The organism is Gilliamella sp. B14384G10 (assembly GCF_016101685.1).
Lineage (GTDB): Bacteria > Pseudomonadota > Gammaproteobacteria > Enterobacterales > Orbaceae > Gilliamella > Gilliamella apis_A.
In genome coordinates, this window is the sequence record NZ_JACFQA010000002.1 from 395886 (window position 1) to 412744 (window position 16859).

The 16859-nt window shown below is 33.8% G+C and carries 16 protein-coding genes; 2 read left to right on the plus strand and 14 right to left on the minus strand.

Going from position 1 to position 16859, the window contains the following annotated elements; genetic code table 11:
- Nucleotides 1-111: 111 nt before the first annotated feature.
- The 8 genes from H3T54_RS06115 to uvrA form a co-directional block, all read right to left on the minus strand.
- Nucleotides 112-720, minus strand: coding sequence for a YiiX/YebB-like N1pC/P60 family cysteine hydrolase (locus H3T54_RS06115; RefSeq protein ID WP_198221493.1), 609 nt, complete (start codon nucleotides 718-720; stop codon nucleotides 112-114).
- Between the two features lie 81 nt (nucleotides 721-801).
- The gene (locus H3T54_RS06120) at nucleotides 802-1248 is read right to left on the minus strand and encodes a DUF4878 domain-containing protein (RefSeq protein ID WP_198221495.1); all 447 of its coding nucleotides are present in this window, start codon (nucleotides 1246-1248) and stop codon (nucleotides 802-804) included.
- Nucleotides 1249-1367: 119 nt separating this feature from the next.
- Nucleotides 1368-1781, minus strand: coding sequence for a DUF4878 domain-containing protein (locus H3T54_RS06125; RefSeq protein ID WP_110447970.1), 414 nt, complete (start codon nucleotides 1779-1781; stop codon nucleotides 1368-1370).
- A 221-nt stretch (nucleotides 1782-2002) separates the two neighbouring features.
- On the minus strand, nucleotides 2003-2713 hold the full coding sequence (truC, locus tag H3T54_RS06130) for a tRNA pseudouridine(65) synthase TruC (RefSeq protein ID WP_198221497.1): 711 nt from the start codon (nucleotides 2711-2713) through the stop codon (nucleotides 2003-2005).
- A 19-nt stretch (nucleotides 2714-2732) separates the two neighbouring features.
- On the minus strand, nucleotides 2733-3551 hold the full coding sequence (locus tag H3T54_RS06135) for a pyridoxal phosphatase (protein ID WP_198221498.1): 819 nt from the start codon (nucleotides 3549-3551) through the stop codon (nucleotides 2733-2735).
- 86 nt (nucleotides 3552-3637) lie between these two features.
- Nucleotides 3638-4243: a recombination mediator RecR gene (recR, locus tag H3T54_RS06140; RefSeq protein WP_198221499.1), complete on the minus strand. Its 606-nt coding sequence runs from the start codon at nucleotides 4241-4243 to the stop codon at nucleotides 3638-3640.
- A 200-nt stretch (nucleotides 4244-4443) separates the two neighbouring features.
- Nucleotides 4444-5043: a glycerol-3-phosphate 1-O-acyltransferase PlsY gene (plsY, locus tag H3T54_RS06145; RefSeq protein WP_232351530.1), complete on the minus strand. Its 600-nt coding sequence runs from the start codon at nucleotides 5041-5043 to the stop codon at nucleotides 4444-4446.
- Between the two features lie 37 nt (nucleotides 5044-5080).
- On the minus strand, nucleotides 5081-7921 hold the full coding sequence (gene uvrA / locus H3T54_RS06150) for an excinuclease ABC subunit UvrA (RefSeq protein WP_198222010.1): 2841 nt from the start codon (nucleotides 7919-7921) through the stop codon (nucleotides 5081-5083).
- Between the two features lie 322 nt (nucleotides 7922-8243).
- Between uvrA and H3T54_RS06155 the strand changes: the two genes are divergently transcribed.
- Entirely contained in the window at nucleotides 8244-8981 is a 738-nt protein-coding gene (locus H3T54_RS06155) for a cyclase family protein (protein ID WP_232350074.1), read from the plus strand.
- Between the two features lie 105 nt (nucleotides 8982-9086).
- Here H3T54_RS06155 and H3T54_RS06160 read toward each other — a convergent pair whose 3' ends face one another.
- The 4 genes from H3T54_RS06160 to H3T54_RS06175 all read right to left on the minus strand — a co-directional run bounded on the left by H3T54_RS06160 (nucleotide 9087) and on the right by H3T54_RS06175 (nucleotide 11989).
- The gene (locus H3T54_RS06160; protein WP_086356949.1) at nucleotides 9087-10025 is read right to left on the minus strand and encodes a sugar kinase; all 939 of its coding nucleotides are present in this window, start codon (nucleotides 10023-10025) and stop codon (nucleotides 9087-9089) included.
- Nucleotides 10026-10051: 26 nt separating this feature from the next.
- Nucleotides 10052-10522, minus strand: a complete 471-nt coding sequence (locus H3T54_RS06165) for a YhcH/YjgK/YiaL family protein (protein WP_198199717.1) — start codon at nucleotides 10520-10522, stop codon at nucleotides 10052-10054.
- A 237-nt stretch (nucleotides 10523-10759) separates the two neighbouring features.
- On the minus strand, nucleotides 10760-11284 hold the full coding sequence (locus H3T54_RS06170) for a low molecular weight protein arginine phosphatase (protein WP_110447976.1): 525 nt from the start codon (nucleotides 11282-11284) through the stop codon (nucleotides 10760-10762).
- Between the two features lie 348 nt (nucleotides 11285-11632).
- Complete coding sequence (locus H3T54_RS06175; protein WP_198199716.1) at nucleotides 11633-11989, minus strand: MerR family transcriptional regulator; 357 nt, start codon at nucleotides 11987-11989, stop codon at nucleotides 11633-11635.
- 72 nt (nucleotides 11990-12061) lie between these two features.
- On the opposite strand from H3T54_RS06175, the gene H3T54_RS06180 reads away from it, so the two are divergent.
- Complete coding sequence (locus tag H3T54_RS06180; RefSeq protein ID WP_198221501.1) at nucleotides 12062-12433, plus strand: EthD domain-containing protein; 372 nt, start codon at nucleotides 12062-12064, stop codon at nucleotides 12431-12433.
- Nucleotides 12434-12560: 127 nt separating this feature from the next.
- Here the strand turns inward: H3T54_RS06180 and guaA are convergent, their stop codons facing one another.
- The gene (gene guaA, locus H3T54_RS06185) at nucleotides 12561-14144 is read right to left on the minus strand and encodes a glutamine-hydrolyzing GMP synthase (RefSeq protein ID WP_198199714.1); all 1584 of its coding nucleotides are present in this window, start codon (nucleotides 14142-14144) and stop codon (nucleotides 12561-12563) included.
- A 540-nt stretch (nucleotides 14145-14684) separates the two neighbouring features.
- On the minus strand, nucleotides 14685-16835 hold the full coding sequence (gene pta / locus H3T54_RS06190; protein ID WP_198221503.1) for a phosphate acetyltransferase: 2151 nt from the start codon (nucleotides 16833-16835) through the stop codon (nucleotides 14685-14687).
- Nucleotides 16836-16859: the final 24 nt, after the last annotated feature.

The following is a 16859-nucleotide window of genomic DNA, read 5'->3' on the forward strand; positions in this document are numbered from 1 at the left end:
TTTAAATCTATTCTCTTATTTGTTTTGTCAGAGGCAATTTTTCAATAATAAACGAACTGAACCGTGACTAATTAAACGTGATTTTATTATAAACCTTCCAGCATTAATTATTTAGTTGTCCGGATAACTATATATCCAAGTGATATCAGAATAATTGGCAAAAGCGCTCGGAAATAGATAATGACCACGCAATAAAGGGAAATTAGCATATTTCCATTCTGGGTTAAAATCAGATTTATATTTGATAATAACGTCATACAATAACGTAGTACAATATAAATGGTCTTCCTCACGAGAAGCGAGTTTAAACAGCTCTCCTTGTTTAGTTAACAGCTCGGCAATAATTTGTGACTTTTGCTCGTCTGTTAAAAAGTTTGGCCGCGCTATGGCATATTTCTCAGCTAATTCTGGAGCAGTAAAATCAGCCAAACTTGAAATAATAACTTGATTTGGAATATTTTCATCATCAGTAGTCGTGGCATGAATAACTTTTATTTCCGGTTCAATCGCGACAACCATGCCTATATGAGAAAATATACCGCCATCAAGTTTTTTTACAATAAGACTATCTGTTTGAACACCACTACGAAAAATCCAATCCCCAACATGAATTAATGAACTCTTTTCTTTATAGGAATTATCGGAATTTGCTGATTCTTGAGCATAAACTGGATTTTTTATAAAAAGAAAAAGAATAAAAATATAATAGGAAAATTTCATAAAGTTTGAATTTTTTCATTATTAATTTAAAAAGTTCAAAGATGAGACTCGTCTTTTTAAATTATCAAATAATTATAAGAGCTATTCCATATTAATTAACCATTTACCATCAACTTTTATTAATGAAAAATCTGACTTATTATCAGTTCCATTTTTAAAGATAATGGTTGTTTTGATATTAGCTCTAGTGTGATCATTATTATATTCGGTGTTAGATAATTCTACTCGATCAATACCACCATTTTCTTTTGTAGTAGCAACTGCTTTGTCGATAGCAATTTTCAATTTACTTTTTATTAAATCGTTAACATCTACACCTTTGGTTTTTAATTCATTAGGAATATATACAGCACCAGGAATATGGAAATAAGGAACATATAAAGCATCAAAAGTACCTTCAATATCGCCACTATAAGCATCTTTAATAAATTTCTCAGCTACCACTTCAGGCGTATTGTCATCTGAAAAACAGGCGGTAAGCATTAAAGCTAACAAAAATACACTTAAAAATTTAACTAACAATTTCATATTGTATTTCCCTATTTGATATTGTATTCAATATGTTCCTATATTTATTTAACTACAAAAAAGTAAAATAACCTTTATTTTCCTGTATATTTAAACAACCAAAATTGTGATCTTAAAAACTAAAAACCGACTTCAATAAACCAATTACCATCAACTTTGGTTAATTTAAGGTCTTCATTTTTATTAGCATTATCTTTGAAGATTACATTTATTCCAATGATAGCACGGCTTTTATCATCATTTAGATATTTAGTGGGTTGATATTCAACTTTATCAATGCCACCATGTTCCTCAGCATAAGCTTTAGCTCTTTTTGCTCCGTCTTGCAATTTACCGGTAATCATTGTGCTAGCACCTGAAGATTTGTCTTCCTCTGGAATATAAATCATTTTTATTACAGCATCTGCATCGCCACTATAAATAGCTGATACATATTTTTCTGCGACTTTTTCTGGTGAGCTTTCACCTGATGAACACGCAATAGCGAATAAAGTTAAAAAGAAGATACTTACATACTGAGTTAATCGTTTCATTGTTTTTCCTAAATAATTTACTAAATTTAATTATTATTAATGCCTGAAAATGTTAACAATACTTTGAAAACATGAAGATAAGTGCTTTGCAGATCTTGTTAACGATTTAGATATGCGGCTTAAGGTTATAGTAACTCAGTTGATAATGCAATAAAATTTGTGTTGAAAAAAATTAAATACCACTAATAAATTGAAATTAATTATCAATAAAGCCATTAACTTTATCTAAAGTTTTTTAATATTGTTAACCACTCTTGACTTAAGTTTGCATGGATAGTTAATGGTTCATGGGTGACAGGATGCATCATTTTGATAGTGCTAGCATGTAACATAAGACGTTTAACAGCGAAATAATGACTAAAAGCACGATTTTGATGGAGATCACCATGTTTACTATCACCAATAATTGGATGGAAAATATGTTTTAAATGGCGACGCAATTGATGTTTTCGACCAGTCTGCGGTTTTAACTCAACAAAACTGTACCTAGCTGTTTGATATTTGCCTACTGCAATAGGTAACTCTATTTTACTAAGGCCTTTATAAAAGGTTATTGCTTCTTGGGCTAGCTTATCTTTGCTAGCAAATTTATCAGCAATTTTATCTAACTCTTCAACTAATGGATAGTCAATAGTATCTTCTCCATCAACATAACCTCGTACAATAGCATAATAAGTTTTTTCAATCTGTTTTTCAGCAAACTGTTGTGATAATAAACGAGCGATATCGCTAGATAGCGCAAAAATTAATACTCCAGAGGTTGGTCGATCTAAACGATGGATAGGATAAACATGTTGCCCTATTTGATCTCGTAATGTTTGCATTACAAACACTGTTTCATTTTTATCAAGCCAGCTACGATGTACCAACCACCCTTCTGGCTTGTTTATTGCTATTAAATCATTGTCCTGATAAAGAACCTCAAAAACCATGCTTAATTAACCTATTTGACTATAAAAATAATTTTTCAAGTTCATTAGCAATACTAGGGCTATTGTTATCGCCAATCGTATAACTAGCTTTGGCTTTAACTTCATCATCGGCATTACCCATAGCAATACCTAGTCCTGCAATAGCAAACATACTAATATCATTATAACTATCACCAAAAGCAACGATTTCACTTAGTTTAATATTTTCATGTTCAGCCCAATGTTTTAATCCATTGCCTTTTGTATTACCTTTAACTGCAATATCGGCACGATTCGACCATGACCATTCACAAGAAAACTCTTCAAGTGCATCAACTGCATCTGAAAATTGTTTTAAGGCAGATAAATTATGGCTACTGGTAGCAAATTTGAAAATCATATTGGCCTGTTCAATGACTTGTTCAAAATTATCAACTTTTTTAACTTCTGGTTGTAAAAATTTTGGTAATGAGTTCAACCATCCAAAGAATCCTTCTAAATGATCATCAAGAATTTCATAATTCATAACTTGATCTGTGTAAATCATGGTATGAATACCAAACTGATTGACTAAGTTCAATAAAGTTTTTGCTTGCTGTTTAGTCATCGGTTTTGCAGCAAAATTTTGTTGTTGTTTGAAATCATATAAGTAAGATCCATTACAACAAATTGCCGGTGTTGATAATTTGAGTTGATAATAATAAGGATGTATTACCGTATGATGACGACCAGAGACTAAAATAACTTTAATGCCTTTATCCATAATTTTTTGGATCATCTCTACTGTTTCAGGAAGGATTAAACGATTACTCGCCAGTAAAGTACCATCCATATCAAAAGCAACTGCTTTATATTTCATAACATCTCTCTTTCTAATTTTTGCTGAAATCCACGAATATTTACTAAATAATCTATTTATCTATTGCGATTAACCATAAAATAACACTAAAAGTCTATCTTTTGTCGACCAACAAATGAATGCGATAAGGTAGTTCCATCCACCATTTCAAGTTCACCACCTACAGGAACGCCATGGGCAATACGAGTCGCAACGATATTAAACTCATTACACATCTGAGCAATGTAATTAGCAGTTGCATCACCTTCAACTGTTGGATTGGTTGCTAAAATAACCTCATGAATTGATTCTGACGCTAATCGGTTTTTTAGTAAATCAAGACCAATATCGCTTGGTCCAATGCCATCTAGTGGCGATAAATGGCCAAGTAAAACAAAGTAACGACCACTATACTGCCCAGTTTGCTCAATGGCAAAAATATCTGCTGGAGATTCAACCACACAGAGCTGATCACTACTTTGACGGCGAACATTAGCACAAATAGTGCAGATCTCTTGCTCAGTAAAAGTTCTACATGCTTTACAATGGCCAATGTTATTCATTGCCTCGTTTAGCTCATGAGCTAAATGAAGTCCTGCTTGACGGTTACGTTGTAATAGATGATAAGCCATTCGTTGTGCTGATTTTGGACCAACACCAGGTAAACAGCGCAGTGCACTAATAAGTGATTCGAGTAACGGACTGATTTGCATGAATTATTTTGTTACCATATAGTTATAATAATTAATCAATAATACCTTGTTTCAATTATGTATAAAACAAGAAATATTCTATTATTTCAATTCCAAATTAATTAAACTTTAAAAAATCTAACGTGAAATTAGTTGTTTTATACTTTTTAAATTTTCATCATTAATAATGATTAGCTGTTAAAAATAAATATCCCATTAAGCTATTTTTTGTTATGCCTAGTATAGCTTTTTGGCTCTTCACCTTTAAATAGTCGCATAATATTACTACTATGACGAATAATGATTAAGCAAGAGAGCATTGTCACAGGTAACGTCAATTCGGGCTTGAAAAACCAGACAAATAGAGGTGCAAAAAGAAAGCCAACAATTGCAGCCACAGATGAATAGCCAGTAATAATTAGCGCCAAAAACCACGTTAAGAGAAAACAACCAGTAAAATCAAGTCCAATAGGCGCCATCATGCCTAAAGCAGTTGCAACGCCTTTACCACCACGAAAATGAAAGAAGCAAGGGAAAATATGACCAAGACAAGCTGAAATACCAATTATGCCTAAAAAGAAAGGTGATATCCCTAGTCGATAAGCAATATAAACAGGAATCGCTCCTTTTAACATATCAAATATTAATACGATAACGGCAGGTAAACGGCCATTAATTCTTAATACATTGGTTGCGCCCGGATTATGAGAGCCATGCAAGGAAGGATCATGTAACTTCATCACATGGCAAATAATCATGGCGCCAGACAGTGAACCACAGAGATAAGCAATGATGATCATTAATATAATTTGTAATGTCAAAATACCTCTCCTATGGTTACCGTAGTTTTAGTCCAGATTATTTATCTTTTTGTCGTTGCAATAATGGTTTTAAATATTGACCTGTATAGGATTTTTTCGATTTAGCAACATCTTCAGGGGTACCTTCAGCAATGATCTCACCACCACCACTTCCTCCTTCAGGACCTAGATCGACAATCCAATCAGCAGTTTTGACAACATCTAAATTATGTTCAATCACGACTATAGTATTGCCTTTATCTCTTAAAGAATGTAATTGAGCGAGCAATTGTTTTACATCGGCAAAATGTAAACCTGTAGTTGGCTCATCAAGTATGTAAAGTGTGCTACCAGTATCTCGCTTAGATAACTCTTTTGCAAGTTTCACCCGTTGTGCTTCACCACCAGATAAAGTAGTTGCTGATTGACCAATGGTGATATAAGCAAGACCAACATCGATTAAAGTCTGTAATTTACGTGAAATCATAGGTACTGCATCAAAGAACTCCCGCCCTTCTTCAACCGTCATATTTAGGATTTCATTAATCGATTTACCTTTGTATTTAATCTCTAATGTTTCACGATTATATCTTGCACCATGACACTGATCACAAGGCACATAGATATCTGGTAAAAAGTGCATTTCGACCTTTATTAGACCATCACCTTGACAAGCTTCACAGCGTCCACCTTTGACATTAAAACTAAACCTTCCTGGATTATAACCTCGTGCTCTAGCTTCTGGCACACCCGCATAAAGTTCGCGAATTGACGTAAAAAATCCAGTATATGTAGCAGGGTTTGAACGTGGTGTTCGACCGATAGGACTCTGATCAATTGCGATGACTTTATCAAAATAATTTAATCCTTTGATTGCTTCATAAGGTGCAATGTCACTTTTTTCCGCGCCATTAAGCTCATTTTGGGCTAAAGGATACAAAGTGTCATTAATCAAAGTTGATTTACCGGAACCAGATACACCAGTAATACACGTAAATAAGCCAACTGGGATATTCAAGGTAACATTTTTAAGATTATTTCCCGTCGCACCAATGAGTGATAACATTTTTTTCTTATCGATTTTGGTTCGCTCAGCAGGAATTTCAATTTTTTCCTCACCAGAAAGGTATTTACCCGTTAATGAATTTTTACATTCCATTATCTGTTTTGGCGTACCTTGTGCAACAACCTCACCACCATGAACACCTGCACCAGGGCCAATATCAATAACATAATCAGCAGCCATAATCGCTTCTTCATCATGTTCAACGACTATAACGGTATTACCTAAATCACGTAAATGAGTCAATGTATCAATCAAGCGACTATTATCACGTTGATGTAAACCAATCGACGGTTCATCAAGAACATACATCACACCAACTAATCCGGCACCAATTTGGCTAGCCAGTCGAATACGTTGCGCTTCACCACCCGATAAGGTTTCAGCAGAACGAGATAAAGTTAAATAATTTAAACCAACATTAATCAAAAATTGCAGCCGATCATTTATTTCTTTTAAAATCTTTTCAGCTATTTGCGCCCGTTGTCCGGTCAATGTTAACTTATCAAAAAAGTCCTTCGCTTGTTGGGTACTTAAATTACTAATAGTTGGTAAATTAGTATCGTTAATAAATACATGTCGAGCTGTTTTACATAACCTTGAACCTTCACAACATGGGCAAGGTCGATGGCTAATATATTTAGCTAACTCTTCACGAATTGTTTGCGAATCGGTTTCTTTATAGCGACGAGAAAGATTATTGATAATACCTTCAAAAGCATGTTTACGCTTCACAACGTCACCACGATCATTAGTGTAAACAAACTGTATTTCGTCTCCACCAGAACCATTTAGTAAAATATCTTTCACTTTTGCAGATAATTTTTGATATGGTTGATCGATATCAAATTTATAGTGTTCAGCTAACGATTTTAACATCTGAAAGTAATAAAAATTACGTCTATCCCAACCTTTAATCGCCCCTGCGGCTAAGGAAACTTCCGGCATTTGAACAATTCGATTGGGATCAAAATATTGTTGTACCCCCAACCCATCACATTCAGGGCAAGCACCAGCTGGATTGTTAAATGAAAACAATCTTGGTTCAAGTTCAGAAATACTATAGCCACATATTGGGCAAGCAAAATTGGCTGAGAATAGATGTTCTTCAGCTTTTGGATCATCCAAATTCGCGACTTTAACAATACCATTGGTAATTGAAAGTACTGTTTCAATTGACTCAGCTAAACGTAGTTTCAAATCATCACGAATACGAAAACGATCGACAACCACTTCAATAGTATGTTTTTTCTGTAGCTCAAGTGTCGGAGGATCGGAGAGATCATAAACATCACCATCAACCCGAACTCGAATATAACCGCTAGCAGCAAGTTGTTCGAATAATTTCACAAACTCACCCTTACGCTCAGTAACCACTGGCGCAAGTAACATATAACGATTTTCTGCAGGTAATGCCATAATACTGTCAACCATTTGCGAAACTGTTTGCGCAGCTAATGGTAAATTATGATTTGGACAACGTGGCTCACCAATTCGAGCAAATAACAGACGTAAATAATCATAAATTTCGGTGATTGTACCGACCGTTGATCGCGGATTATGTGATGTTGATTTTTGCTCAATCGAAATAGCTGGCGACAAACCTTCAATATGATCAACATCAGGTTTTTCCATTAGTGATAAAAATTGACGAGCATAAGCTGATAACGACTCAACATATCGTCTTTGTCCTTCAGCATATAAGGTATCAAACGCTAGTGATGATTTACCAGACCCAGACAGACCAGTAATTACAACCAATTTATCTCTTGGAATAACTACATTGATATTTTTTAAGTTGTGTGTTCTTGCACCACGAATATCGATATCTTTAATTGACATAGATCTCTTCTTATATGTGTGTTTAGATAAATAGACAAAAGATTAACTGTATATTATACCAGTATGGAATGATTAAATATACAACTATATAGCTCAATAGGGTCGGTTAGTAAAATTTCAATAATATAAACCAAATTTGTTCATTAAATAATAAAAATAAAGCATTTTTTAATCATTCAAAAACCCCGTTCCTCAAAATTTTTCTTAATAGATTAGAACTAAAAATTATATTTCTATAACTTAAAATTATTTGTTTAACAAATATAACCATTTTACAATAAACAAGTAATTGTGTTTTATAGTGTGAGGAATAGTTTTGAATAACGATGTATTACAAGCTTTAAATTTATTAAAATCAAAAAAATGGATTGATTTGACCCATGCATTTGATCACAATTCACCACATTTTTTTATGTTTAATCCAGCCGAAATCAAAACGCTATTTGATCATAATGATGGTTTTTTAGCACAAAACTTTAGTTTTGCTGGACAATATGGCACTCACTTAGATGCGCCTATTCATTTTGTGCCTAACACTCGCTATTTGCATGAATTACAATTACAAGAACTAGTATTACCGTTAATTGTTATCGACCAATCGCAACGAGCACAACAAGATCCTAATTTCTCTTTTTCAGTAGCAGACGTATTAAGCTTTGAACAGCAGCATGGACAAATTGAAGCTGGTAGCTTTGTTGCATTACGAACTGATTGGAGTAAAAAATGGCCATCACAAACGGCAATGGAAAACAAAGATGCTAATGGGAATAACCAAATTCCGGGATGGGGACTTGATGCACTGAAATTTTTATTTGAAGAACGAAAAATTAAAGCTATTGGTCATGAAACTTTTGATACTGATTCAGCCAAAGCATTTAGGGAAAATAATGCTTTAAAAGGCGAATACTATGTTTTAGAGCAAGATACTTATCAAGTTGAATTAATGACCAATTTAGATCAACTGCCAGCTAAAGGAGCAGTTATCTTTAATATTGTAGCCAAACCTAATAATGCATCAGGTTTTCCGGTTCGTTCTTTTGCTATATTACCTTAATTTATTCATCATGCCCTACTATCTATTTTGGTTAGATATTAAGGGCTAATATTTCGGTAAATATTGATTTGCAATAAAAAACGGTCATTAAGACCGTTTTATTTATTAATTCTCAATTAATTTTGGTGTAGCGTCCAAAGGTATTATAGCACCACGATACTGAATCACAGTTCCTGCCACTAGATGACCTTGACTGGCTGATTGTGAAGGAGTTTTACCACTTAAACGAGCAGCTAAATAACCAGCACTAAATGAATCACCAGCAGCTGTAGTATCGATAACATCTTCTTTAGCAATTTTATTAGCTGGAACTTCAAAACGACCTTCCAAAGAATCAATGATGCAACTATCACTACCACGTTTTATCACTATTTCCGAAACACCAAAGTTTTTAGTACGCTCAATAACTTGTTCATAAGGTAATTTACCCCATAATAAATCTTCATCATCTAAAGTTAAAAAGGCAATATCAGTGTATGACAAAATATCTGAATAAACGCTACGAGCTAAATCAAAGCTACTCCATAAACGAGGACGGAAGTTATTATCAAAAATAACCTTACCACCATTCGCCTTAACTTGTTTTAATAACGCTAATAATTTAACGATACTTTCTGCATCTAAAATTGCGATACTAATACCACTTAAATAAACATAATCACATTTAGCAATTTGTTCAGTAACTTTGGCTGTTTCGGCTGTTTTTAACCAAAATTTAGCTGCTGCATCATTACGCCAATAATAAAAAGAACGTTCACCTTGCTCGTCAGTCACAATGGAGTAAAGTCCTGGCATTTTATCAGCCATTCTTTGAACTAGATCAGTTGAGATATGCTCTTTTTGCCAACTATCAAGCATTTCTTGACTAAAAGGATCGGTTCCTAAGCCTGTCACATAGTGAATCGAAAAATCTTTATTGGTCAACAAACGCGATAAATAAACCGAGGTATTAAGAGTGTCACCACCAAAATTACGGGTTGTTGAATCTTGTTTTATTGAAAGCTCAATCATACATTCGCCAATAACAGCGATATTTGTAGTCATAGTGTTACCTAAAATCCTTACTCTATCTATAAATAATTCAATGCAATTTTTACCACAACTTTACGAACCGTAGCAATCTTATTATCAACAGCACAAAGTGGTTTATGAACTTCATTGGGTAAAAAAACAATAAAATCGTCAGGCTGTAATACTAACATAGTTTCTTCGTTAGGCGTTTTGATAAAAGCGATATCATTTTCCGCTATTTTATCATCTAAAACTTGAGTGTGTGGAGGCAAAGTACAAATAGCCATACCTTCCTGCCCTTCTAAAACAATTTGTACATCAATATACTTTTTATGATATTCAGGATTAGCGTCATGAATATATCTTAATGAATTATCTGACACCATAAAAAACATATTGTCACCATCGATATCATAACGACCAGCTGGTGTATTGCCATTAACATTGTCCTTTACGTATTCAATCGATTGTTTAATTTTGGCCGGCAAGTATGGAACTAAATCCAAATGATTAACATTACCTAAAATCATACTCAATGCTCCTTCACTTATAAATTGATGCAATAACTATTCACTATACTCTTCTACATACAACTATATGGAAGAATAAAATCTTTAGGCAAGAGTATATACTCAAGCAATAATTTTTTATAGTTCATTTATTAAAAATTAGGAAAAACAATCTATTATCGAAATCACGTAAATATTAAAAAACCGCAATTATGCGGTTTTAAAAAAGAAAATTTATAAGAATATATTTAGATCAAATTATTTCTCTTTGGCAATTTTATCCAATGCCAATGGTAAAAATTTATCTAATTGTTTTTCTACTTTGATATAAGCAGATAATGGTAATTTGTATGGGTCAGAAAGATCTTCATTTTTACCTGTGGCAAATTCAGATAATGTAAATACTTTATCTTTCGATTCTGGGAATTTATCCAAAATTTTATCTTTATGTTTTTGCGTCATTGTCAGTAAATATTCTGATTTATCGATATCCTCTTTCACTAATTGCGTTGCTTTATGTGAAGATATATCAATATTTCTATCTTTTAATACCTTAACTGTACCTTCTTCTGGTGTTAATTCACTTGGATCAACATTAACACCCCGTGATCGAACCTCAATATTGAGATTATGTTTGTCAACATAATCCTTAGCCAATGCTTCGGCCATAGGGCTACGGCCTGTGTTACCTGTACAAACAAAAGTAACAACATGATCGAATGCATAGCAAGAAACACTAAACAATGCCAATAAACCAACTAAATATTTTTTTAAATTAAACATGTTTTACCTTAATAATTAACTAAAAATTCGATTTTATAATAACAAAAATAACATAAAATTCTAATTTAGCTTTATTTCAATGTTTAGGTCTATAACATCCTATTTATTTCATTATTTAGATCATATTTAATCTGCAAAAATAAACAAGAATAACCACTGTCTAGCGATATAATAGGATTATTAAAAGAAAACTATTCATAATTTTTATCAATAACGTTGTAATTAAAATGATAAACAATAACCCTACTCTGCGGAGGATTAGCTTCTCCAATATCTTTTAATTTTAGGTAATATCCCATTTTAATTTTAGCATTTGACGATTGAAAGCCTATTTAAACAATCTTAATTTTACTTATTTTCATTATTTTCCTTTAACAAGGTTATTAAATGACTACGACTTTGTTGTAAAAGTTCAATTTGTTTATCAAGTTTTAAAAGTGTTTCACTCAAGCCATTTTTAAACTCCTTACAAGGAGAAAATTTGTTACTTTGATATTGCCAACAAGGAAGGATCTTACGTATAACTTTTAATGTTAATCCGGCACTACTTAATTTATGAATGAGTTTAACTCGGTCAATGTCCTCTATTTCAAACTGACGATAACCTGAAACTGTGCGTTTTGGTGAAAGAAGTCCTTCTTCTTCATAGTATCTAAGCATCCTTATACTAATTTGACTAAGTTTGGATAATTCACCAATTTTCATAACACCTCCTATTGACTCTAACAGCCCTGTCATACTTTACCATATGGTTTTATTTATTAAAGGAGATATTAAATGATCAAATTAATTACGTTAGTTAAACGCAAAAAGACATTAAGTTATCAAGAATTTGATAACTATTGGCATAACCATCATGCAAATTTGGTTAATTCACAAAAAGAAGCGCTAGGAATTCTTCATTACGTCCAAAGTGTTCCATTACAGGATAAAAAACCGGGAAATGCTATGCGCAATAGCAGAGATGCACCTATTTTTGATTTTGATGGAATGGCTGAAATTTACTGGCAAAGTAAAGAAAAAATGTTAAGTATCAGAACTTCACCTGAAGCCAAAAGATCCATCCAATTATTATTAGATGATGAAAATCAATTTGTCGATCACTCACAATCGCTAATCTGGTATGCAACAGAGCGAATAATCATCTAAATGTAAAATGAATGATTATTGTTAGCTGTACGTTTAGTTTAATAATTTTTTAAAATCTTACAATAAAAAAGCCATTCGATATGGAATGGCTTTTAGATATTAATTGAAGATAACAACTGAGAAAGTGCTACTCCCACTCAATAGTCGCTGGCGGTTTGCCGCTGATATCATAGACCACTCGTGATATACCATTAACTTCGTTAATGATACGGTTTGATACTCTTCCTAAAAAGTCGTATGGAAGATGCGCCCAATGGGCAGTCATAAAGTCGATGGTTTCTACGGCACGTAGCGAAACAACCCAATCATAGCGACGACCATCGCCCATAACACCAACTGAACGTACCGGTAGGAATACGGTAAACGCTTGACTAACTTTGTGGTATAGTTCAGCTTTGTAAAGTTCTTCGATAAAAATAGCATCCGCTTGTCGTAGTAAATCACAGTACTCTTTTTTCACTTCACCTAATACGCGTACGCCTAAACCTGGTCCAGGGAATGGATGACGATATAGCATATCGTATGGTAAACCGAGTTCTAAACCAACTTTACGTACTTCATCTTTGAATAATTCACGTAATGGTTCAACTAAGCCCATTTTCATATCTTCTGGTAGACCACCGACATTGTGGTGAGATTTGATAACATGCGCTTTACCTGTGTCAGCGGCGGCTGATTCAATAACATCGGGATAAATAGTCCCTTGAGCTAGCCATTTTACATCTTTAAGTTTTGCTGCTTCTTCATCAAAAACTGCAACAAACTCTCGGCCAATGATTTTACGTTTAGCTTCAGGATCTGCTTCACCTTTTAATGCCGCCATAAAGCGATCTTCAGCATTAACCGCGATAATATTTAAACCAAATTTATCACCAAACATGTCCATTACTTGTTGTGCTTCATTTAAACGTAATAAACCATGATCAACAAAAACACAGGTTAATTGATCGCCAATTGCTTGATGTAATAATAGTGCAGTAACCGAAGAATCAACACCACCAGATAGACCTAATAATACTTTATCTTGGCCAACTTTCTCTTTAATACGTGCCACGGCATCAGTAATAATTGAAGAAGGTGTCCACAATTTTTCACAATGACAAATATCGATAACAAAGCGTTGTAATAGTTCAAATCCTTTAACAGTATGAGTAACTTCAGGATGAAACTGTACACCATAAAATTGTTTTTCATCATTTGCCATAATAGCAAATGGACAGGTTTCTGTTTGACCGATTAAATTAAATGTGTCTGGTAATGAGGTTACTTTATCACCATGGCTCATCCAAACATCAAGCTGATTAATACCTTGATCATTAATGCTATCTAAAATTCCGTCTGTTAATTTTGATTTTGCAACAATATCTACTTTAGCATAACCAAATTCACGTTGATTAGATGCAGTAACGACTCCGCCCTTACCTAACTGGATCGCCATTGTTTGCATACCATAGCAAATACCTAATACCGGCACTCCTGCATTAAATACATATTCAGGTGCACGAGGGCTACTTTGCTCGGTAGTACTTTCGGGACCACCCGATAAAATGATACCTTTAGGATTAAATTGTTTAATTTTTTCTTCCGAAACATCCCATGGCCAAAGTTCACAATAAACACCGATTTCACGAACTCGTCGAGCAATTAATTGCGTTACTTGTGAGCCAAAATCCAAAATTAATATACGCTGCTGGTGGATGTCTTTATTCATCAATCTTAATTCCTAAAATATGGGCTAATATAAAAGTTGGTGGCTATTGTATCATCTAATTATTAAGCTTAAATAGCGTATAAACATTTTTTTTGTATATTCATCCTACGACATAAAGGTTTATAATCTTATTTTGTACATGACTATCTTAATCAAGATGAGAAAATAGCTGTTTGCAAAGAGAGATATAAATTATTTAGCGTATTAAGAAAATTCATTGCGTCTTAACTTCAATAAAGGTCATTAAAAATCGAACTATATCGAAAAACTCATTTTTGTTACTTTGAAATTCTTTATTACTAATGCAAAAATAACTCGAATTTATCTATAGATAATAGTTTAAACAGATAGTAAATTCACATTTATATAATTTATATCACATAAATATAAACCCTAAAGAGCTAAAAACCAGTCCGAAAAGTACTATGTCATGTATAAAATTGCAATCAAAAAACCGTATTTAAAAATAAGAGGATTGGTAGGAGAAATAAAAATGAGAGGTTATTAATAACCTCTCATAAATTGCCGTATAAATACTAACTATTTAGTAGCATTTTGTTCTTGTGCTGATTGAATAGCTGTTAATGCGATTGTATAAACAATATCATCGACTAATGCACCACGTGATAAGTCGTTCACAGGTTTACGCATACCTTGTAACATAGGACCAATTGAGACAAGATCCGCTGAACGTTGTACCGCTTTGTAAGTGGTGTTACCAGTATTTAAATCAGGGAAGATAAATACGGTTGCTTTACCCGCTACTTGTGAATTTGGTGCTTTAGATTTTGCCACATCAGGCATAACGGCAGCATCATATTGTAATGGACCATCGATCATTAGATCAGGGCGTTTTTCTTGTGCTATACGAGTTGCTTCTTTTACTTTCTCAACATCGGCACCTTGACCAGAACTACCAGTTGAGTAAGAGATCATTGCTACGCGTGGTTGAATACCAAAGGCAATTGCAGTATCAGCAGATTGGATAGCAATTTCCGCAAGCTCTTGCGCATTTGGATCTGGATTGATTGCACAGTCACCATAAATATAAACTTGATCTGGCATTAACATAAAGAACACTGATGATACAAGTGAGCTTCCTGGTGCAGTTTTGATTAATTGTAATGGTGGACGAATTGTATTAGCCGTAGTGTGTACCGCACCTGAAACTAAACCATCAACTTCGTTTGCTTCAAGCATCATTGTACCAAGTACCACATTATCCGCTAATTGCTCACGAGCAATGACTTCTGTCATACCTTTGTTTTTACGCAATTCAACTAAACGTGGTACATATTTTTCACGAATACTATCTGGATCAACGATTTCAACACCGGCGCCTAACGTAACACCTTGCGATGCAGCCACTTTACGAACTTCATCTGGATTACCAATCAGCACACATTTTGCAATGTTGCGCTCTGCACAAATTGCAGCAGCTTTGATAGTTCTTGGTTCGTCACCTTCTGGTAATACCACCACTTTTTTCGCATTACGAGCAAGTTCAGTTAATTGATAGCGGAATGCTGGTGGAGATAAACGTCGAGTAGAACTTACAACTTCATTTAATGATTTAATCCAATTTGCATCAATATGGTCAGCAACAAAGTTTTGAGTATTATCCATACGCTCTTTGTCATCAACTGGAATTTCTAAATTAAATTGTTGTAAATTAATTGAAGTTTGGAATGTATTGGTTTTAACCGTAAATACTGGTAAACCAGTATCAAATGCTGGTTGACATAACTTATACACTTTTTCATCAATATCGTAACCACCAGTTAGTAATACCCCACCAATGGCAACACCGTTCATCGCAGCTAAACTAATAGTAACCAATACATCAGCGCGGTCGGCTGAAGTCACTAAAAGCGCATTAGGTTGGAGGTGATTGATAATATTTTGAACGCTGCGAGAACAGAAAGAAACATGTTTAATTCGACGATTTTTAATTGCGCCTTCATTAATAATTTTTGCATCAAAATGTTTAGCAATATCGATTGCTCGGCAAGCACTTAAATCAATATTCCACGGAATACAGCCAAGAACTGGTAACGGGCTATGTTCGCTTAACTCTTTAATAGTGATTTTTTTATTATCAAATTTTGGCGTATGATAAATTTCGGCCACATCAGGACGAGCAAGGTTTTGCTCTTCAACTGGAGCATTGACTTTATTAACAATGACACCAATAATCTTATCATTTTTAATGCCACCAAAATTAGAACGGGCAATCTCAATACGATCTTTTAACTGTTCTGGATTATCTTTACCCATATTTACAACAAAAATAATTTCAGCGCCAAGTGTTTTAGCGATGTTATTATTTAATTCATTAGCAAAAGGATAATCAGTTGTCGGTACAATACCTTCAACTAAGACAACATCAGCACCTTTGGTATTTTCAGCATACAGCGCAACAATTTCTTCCATTAATACATCTTGTTGATTTAAACCTAATAGGTTTTCAACATGACTCATTTTTAACGGTTTTAACGTAGGAATTGATGTGTTAGTGCTAACTAAAGTAGTTGTATTATCAGGGGCATCGCCACCTGCTCTTGGTTGCGCAACTGGTTTAAATACATTTAAATTAATACCTTGACGCTCCATCGCTCGAATAACACCTAGACTTACACCTGTTAAACCAACATTGGTACCTGTTGGAATCAGCATAATGGTACGAGACATAATTTGTTTCCTCTTAATTCTTTA

Bases quoted from the DNA above. Each gene is read 5' to 3' on its own strand.
- H3T54_RS06115 (WP_198221493.1), bottom strand. From the start codon at position 720: ATGAAATTTTCCTATTATATTTTTATTCTTTTTCTTTTTATAAAAAAT.
- H3T54_RS06120 (WP_198221495.1), bottom strand. From the start codon at position 1,248: ATGAAATTGTTAGTTAAATTTTTAAGTGTATTTTTGTTAGCTTTAATG.
- H3T54_RS06125 (WP_110447970.1), bottom strand. From the start codon at position 1,781: ATGAAACGATTAACTCAGTATGTAAGTATCTTCTTTTTAACTTTATTC.
- truC (WP_198221497.1), bottom strand. From the start codon at position 2,713: ATGGTTTTTGAGGTTCTTTATCAGGACAATGATTTAATAGCAATAAAC.
- H3T54_RS06135 (WP_198221498.1), bottom strand. From the start codon at position 3,551: ATGAAATATAAAGCAGTTGCTTTTGATATGGATGGTACTTTACTGGCG.
- recR (WP_198221499.1), bottom strand. From the start codon at position 4,243: ATGCAAATCAGTCCGTTACTCGAATCACTTATTAGTGCACTGCGCTGT.
- H3T54_RS06160 (WP_086356949.1), bottom strand. From the start codon at position 10,025: ATGACTACAAATATCGCTGTTATTGGCGAATGTATGATTGAGCTTTCA.
- H3T54_RS06165 (WP_198199717.1), bottom strand. From the start codon at position 10,522: ATGATTTTAGGTAATGTTAATCATTTGGATTTAGTTCCATACTTGCCG.
- H3T54_RS06170 (WP_110447976.1), bottom strand. From the start codon at position 11,284: ATGTTTAATTTAAAAAAATATTTAGTTGGTTTATTGGCATTGTTTAGT.
- H3T54_RS06175 (WP_198199716.1), bottom strand. From the start codon at position 11,989: ATGAAAATTGGTGAATTATCCAAACTTAGTCAAATTAGTATAAGGATG.
- H3T54_RS06180 (WP_198221501.1), top strand. From the start codon at position 12,062: ATGATCAAATTAATTACGTTAGTTAAACGCAAAAAGACATTAAGTTAT.
- guaA (WP_198199714.1), bottom strand. From the start codon at position 14,144: ATGAATAAAGACATCCACCAGCAGCGTATATTAATTTTGGATTTTGGC.
- pta (WP_198221503.1), bottom strand. From the start codon at position 16,835: ATGTCTCGTACCATTATGCTGATTCCAACAGGTACCAATGTTGGTTTA.